This window comes from Desulfuromonadales bacterium (genome assembly GCA_035620395.1).
GTDB lineage: Bacteria > Desulfobacterota > Desulfuromonadia > Desulfuromonadales > DASPGW01 > DASPGW01.
Genome location: DASPGW010000133.1, coordinates 1 through 4,548, shown reverse-complemented (window position 1 = coordinate 4,548; position 4,548 = coordinate 1). Strand labels below are relative to the sequence as shown.

4 protein-coding genes are annotated in these 4,548 nt (G+C 65.4%); all 4 read right to left on the bottom strand.

The window, feature by feature from the left end; translation table 11 throughout:
- Positions 1–249 (bottom strand): acyl-CoA dehydrogenase family protein (locus VD811_07310; protein ID HXV20778.1); only part of this gene is annotated, 249 nt, incomplete at its 3' end.
- Positions 250–328: 79 nt separating this feature from the next.
- Positions 329–1,501, bottom strand: a complete 1,173-nt coding sequence (locus VD811_07305; protein ID HXV20777.1) for a thiolase family protein — start codon at positions 1,499–1,501, stop codon at positions 329–331.
- A 90-nt stretch (positions 1,502–1,591) separates the two neighbouring features.
- Entirely contained in the window at positions 1,592–3,979 is a 2,388-nt protein-coding gene (locus tag VD811_07300; protein HXV20776.1) for a 3-hydroxyacyl-CoA dehydrogenase NAD-binding domain-containing protein, read from the bottom strand.
- The coding region (locus VD811_07295; protein HXV20775.1) for a long-chain fatty acid--CoA ligase at positions 3,976–4,548 on the bottom strand (573 nt) is incomplete at its 5' end. The genes VD811_07295 and VD811_07300, both read right to left, overlap by 4 nt.

Here is a 4,548-nt window from a genome sequence, read left to right as displayed (position 1 = left end):
GCCGTACTCCTCCGGCGCGTCGATCATCAGCAGCCCCAGCTCGCCCGCCTTGCGCATCCCCTCGACCACCAGGTCGAAATTCTGCTGCTCGATCTCCTCGGCGTGCGGCAGGATGTCGTTGGTGACGAACTGTTCGGTCGTCTCGGCAATCTGCTTCTGCTCGTCGGTAAAGTCCTCCGGGGTGAATACCTCCTTACAGGTCGCCTCGGCGACCAGGTACTCCCCGCCCTTGAAAATCCTCTCAGCCATGGTTCACCTCGCATGGTTTTTGTCTTTGTAGGGGCAGGCCTAGTGCCTGCCCGGTTCAGGGCGACCACAAGGGTCGCCCCTACAGTTTCTCGAAGATCCCCGCCGCGCCCATGCCGCCGCCGATGCACATCGAGACCATTCCGTAGCGCGCCTTCCGGCGGCCCATTTCGGCGAGCAGCGTCGCCGTCAGCTTGGCGCCGGTACAGCCCAGGGGGTGACCCAGGGCGATGGCGCCGCCGTTGACGTTGATGATGTCGGGATTCAGGCCGAGTTCCCGGACGATGGCCAGGGACTGGGCGGCGAAGGCCTCGTTGAGCTCGATCAGGCCGAGGTCCGCCTGCTTGAGACCGGCCATCCGGAGGGCGACGGGGATCGCCTCGATGGGGCCGATCCCCATGATCTCGGGCGGGACGCCCCGCACCGCGAAGGCGATGAAGCGGGCCAGCGGGTCCTTGCCGAGCCGCTTCAGATAGTCTTCCGAGACGACCAGCGCCGCCGCCGCGCCGTCGGTCATCTGCGAGGAGTTGCCGGCGGTGACGCTGCCGTCCACCTTGAAGGCCGGCTTGAGCCCCGCCAGGCTCTCCAGGGTGGTGTCGGCGCGCACGCCATCGTCGACGGCGACCGTCTCCCGGCTCTTCTTCATCTTGCCGGCGGCGAGGGTCACGTTCTCGATCTCGACCGGGATGGTCTCCTCGGCGAAGCGGCCCGCCGCGATGGCCGCCGCCGCCTTCTGGTGGCTGGCGAGGGCGAAGCGATCCTGGTCGGCGCGGGAGATGCCGTATTTGGCGGCGACCAGTTCTGCCGTGATCCCCATCGAAGAGTAGGACTCGGGCCACTCGGCGACCAGGGCCGGGTTGGCGCTGTACTTGTTGCCGCCCATCGGCACCGCCGTCATCGACTCGACGCCGCCGGCGACGATGCAGTCGGCGAAGCCGGCCATGATCCGCTCGGCGGCCAGGGCGATCGACTGCAGCCCCGAGGAGCAGAAGCGGTTGACGGTCTGCGCCGGCACCTGGAAGGGGAAGCCCGCCTTCATCGCCGCCACCCGGGCAACGTTCATCCCCTGTTCCCCTTCCGGAAAGGCGCAGCCAAGAATCACGTCCTCCACCTCGCCCGTATCGATCCCGGTGCGCTCGACCAGCCCACGGAGGGCGGCCGCCGCCAGGTCATCGGGACGCACGTCCTTGAACTTGCCGCGCTTGGCGCGGCAGCCGGGGGTGCGGTAGGCGGCGAGAATATATGCTGTTTTCATGATTATCTTCTCCGATGTATATGGGTGTAGGGGCGACTCGCTGGGTCGCCCAGGGCGAGGCATCGCCTCGCCCCTACATGACCGATCACGCTAATTCCGCAGCGGTTTCCCCTTTTTCAGCATGTGCTGGATCCGCTCGCCCGTCTTTTTGTTGCCGCAGAGCTTGAGGAAACCCTCGCGCTCCAGTTCGAGCAGATACGCCTCGGAGATCAAGGTCCCCGCCGGCACGTCGCCGCCGGTGATGACGCCGGCGATGATGCCGCCCATCTCGGCCTCGTAGGGGGTGATGAAGCCCCCCATCTGCATGTTCCAGAGCTGGCTTTTGATGCTGGCGGCCACGCTTTTCCCCGGCGCCTTGAGGTTCTCTTCGGGCCCCCCGGGCCGATAGTTGCGGGCCAGGGCGATGACCTTCTGCTTGGCGTCGGCGATCAGGCAGTCGACGTTCATGCTGATGGCGTCCCCCGCGTCCAGGTAGCCCATGCCGAAGAGTTCGTCCGCCGCCGTCGACACCCTGGCCATGGCGATGTTCTGGAAATTCTTGAAGATGAAGGGGGAGACATCGGTCTCGAAGCGGTCGGCCAGGCGGATGGCGCGGATCGCCATCTCCTTGGTGCCGCCGCCGGCCGGCAGCAGGCCGACCCCGATTTCGACCAGCCCCATGTAGGTCTCGGCATGGGCATTGATGGCGTCGGAATGCAGGCAGAACTCGCAGCCGCCGCCCAGGGTCATGCCGAAGGGCGCGGCAACCACCGGCACCTTGGCGTACTTCACCGCCATGGTCGCCTTCTGGAAGGCTCGCACCGCCATGTTCACGTCGTCCCAGGCCCCCTCGGCGATGGCCACGGCGAGCATCATCAGGTTGGCCCCGACGGAGAAGTTCGCCCCCTGGTTGCCGATGACCAGCCCGATCCCCTCCTCCTCGGCGCGCCTGACCGCCTTGTGGGTCATGGCCAGAATGTCGCCGCTGATGGCGTTCATCTTGGAGTGGAACTCGAAGCCGAACACCCCGTCCCCCAGGTCGACGATGGAGCAGTTGGCGTTATTCTCCACCACGCCGCCGGCGCGCTTGAGGATATCGAGGCTGATCCGGTCGGGAGAGGCCGGGACCTCGCGGTACTCGCCGGCCAGCAGGTCGTAGAAATACTTTTTGCCGCCATCGAACCTGTAGAAGCGCTCGACCTTTTTCAGGGACTCGGGAACCCGGACGCCGTCTCTGGCCGCCCGCTCGCAGAAGGCGGCCACGCCGAGGGCATCGAGCATCTCGAAGGGGCCGATCTCCCAGTTGAAGCCCCAGCGCATGGCGTTGTCGACGTTGACGATGTCGTCGGCGATCTCGGGGATGCGGTTCACCGTGTAGATCAGGGTGTCGCGCAGGCTGCGCCAGGCGAAATCGGCCGCCTTGTCGCTGCCGCCGACCACCATCTTCAGGCGCTGGGCGGGATCGTCGACCTGCCTGGCCGCCTCGACGGAGGCGAACTTGGGCCGGACCGACGGCAGATACTCACCGCTGCCGTAGTCGTAGTAGAAGGTCTGATTGCCACCCTCCCCCTTCTCCTTGCGGTAGAACCCCTGCCTGGTCTTGTTGCCGAGCAGCCCCTTCTGCACCATCCCGGCCATGAACTCCGGCACCCGGAAGACGTCGCGTTCCTCATCGTCAGCGAGCAGCTGATAGGAGTTGTTGCCGACGTGCATCAGGGTGTCGATGCCGACCAGGTCGGCGGTACGGAAGGCGCCGCTCTTCGGGCGGGCCGTCGCCGGCCCGGCCACCGCGTCGACCTCCTCCACGGTCATCCCCATCTCCAGCATATGCCGGATCGACTTGTAGATGGCGTAGACGCCGATGCGGTTGGCGATGAAGTTGGGGGTGTCCTTGGCGTAGACGATCCCCTTGCCGAGACGCCTGGAGAGGAAGTCGGCCATCGCCGCGAGCAGGGCCGGGTCGGTCTCCCGGCAGCCGACGACTTCCAGCAGCCGCATGTAGCGCGGCGGGTTGAAGAAGTGGGTGACCAGGAAGTACCGGCGCACCGCCTCCGGCAGCGCCGTCGCCATCTCGTTGACCGACAGGCCGCTGGTGTTGGTGGAGAGAATCGCCCCCGCGGCCAGGTTCGGCACCACCTTCTCGGCAAAGAGCTTCTTCTTGACCTCCATGTTCTCGAGGACCACCTCGACCACCCAGTCGCACTCCCTGAGCCTGGCCGCGTCGTCCTCCAGATTGCCCGTGTTCACCCGCTGGGCGTATTCCCTGAGGTAGAAGGCCGCGGGCTTCATTCTGGCCACCGCCTCCAGCCCGCCGTTGACGATGCGGTTGCGCACCGCCGGGCTCTCCAGGGTAAGCCCCCTCTCCTTCTCTTCGCCGGTCAACTCCCGCGGGACGATGTCGAGCAGCAAAACCTCCAGGCCTGCGTTGGCGAGGTGCGCCGCGATGGTGGCTCCCATCACCCCCGCACCGATCACGCCCACCCGCTTGATCTGCCTCATCTCTTGCCTCCATTCTGAATTTTTTCCTGGCCGTTGGCACCGGGGGCGTCATCAAGAAAAAGCCCCTCGATCCGCTCCCGGTATTTATCATATATCACTTTTCGCTTGAGCTTCAGGGTCGGGGTCAGTTCTCCCCCTTCGATGGAAAAGTCGTGCGGCAGGATCGCGAACTTCTTGATCGTTTCATAGGAGGGAAGCCCCTGGTTCACCTGCCGGATCCGCTCCTCGAACAGCCGCCGCACCCGCTGGTTGGAAACCAGGTCCTCCACGTCGAAGTAGTTGAGTTTCTCCTGCTGGGCCAGCTCCAGCAGCCGTTCGAGGTTGGGGGTCAGCAGCGCCGCCAGGTAGGGCTTGCGGTCGCCGTAAACGAACGCCTGGGAGATGTACTTGTCGAGCTTGAGCTCGTTTTCAATCGGCTGCGGCGCGATGTTCTTGCCGCCGGCGGTGACGATGATCTCCTTCTTGCGGTCGACGATGTAGACGAAGCCGTCGTCGTCGATCCGGGCGACATCCCCGGTATACAGCCAGCCGTCGCGGATCGTCTCCGCCGTTGCCGACGGATTCCGGTA

What these genes read in the sequence shown, in the direction of transcription:
- VD811_07305 (HXV20777.1), bottom strand. Translation starts at nt 1,501, where the DNA reads ATGAAAACAGCATATATTCTCGCCGCCTACCGCACCCCCGGCTGCCGC.
- VD811_07300 (HXV20776.1), bottom strand. Translation starts at nt 3,979, where the DNA reads ATGAGGCAGATCAAGCGGGTGGGCGTGATCGGTGCGGGGGTGATGGGA.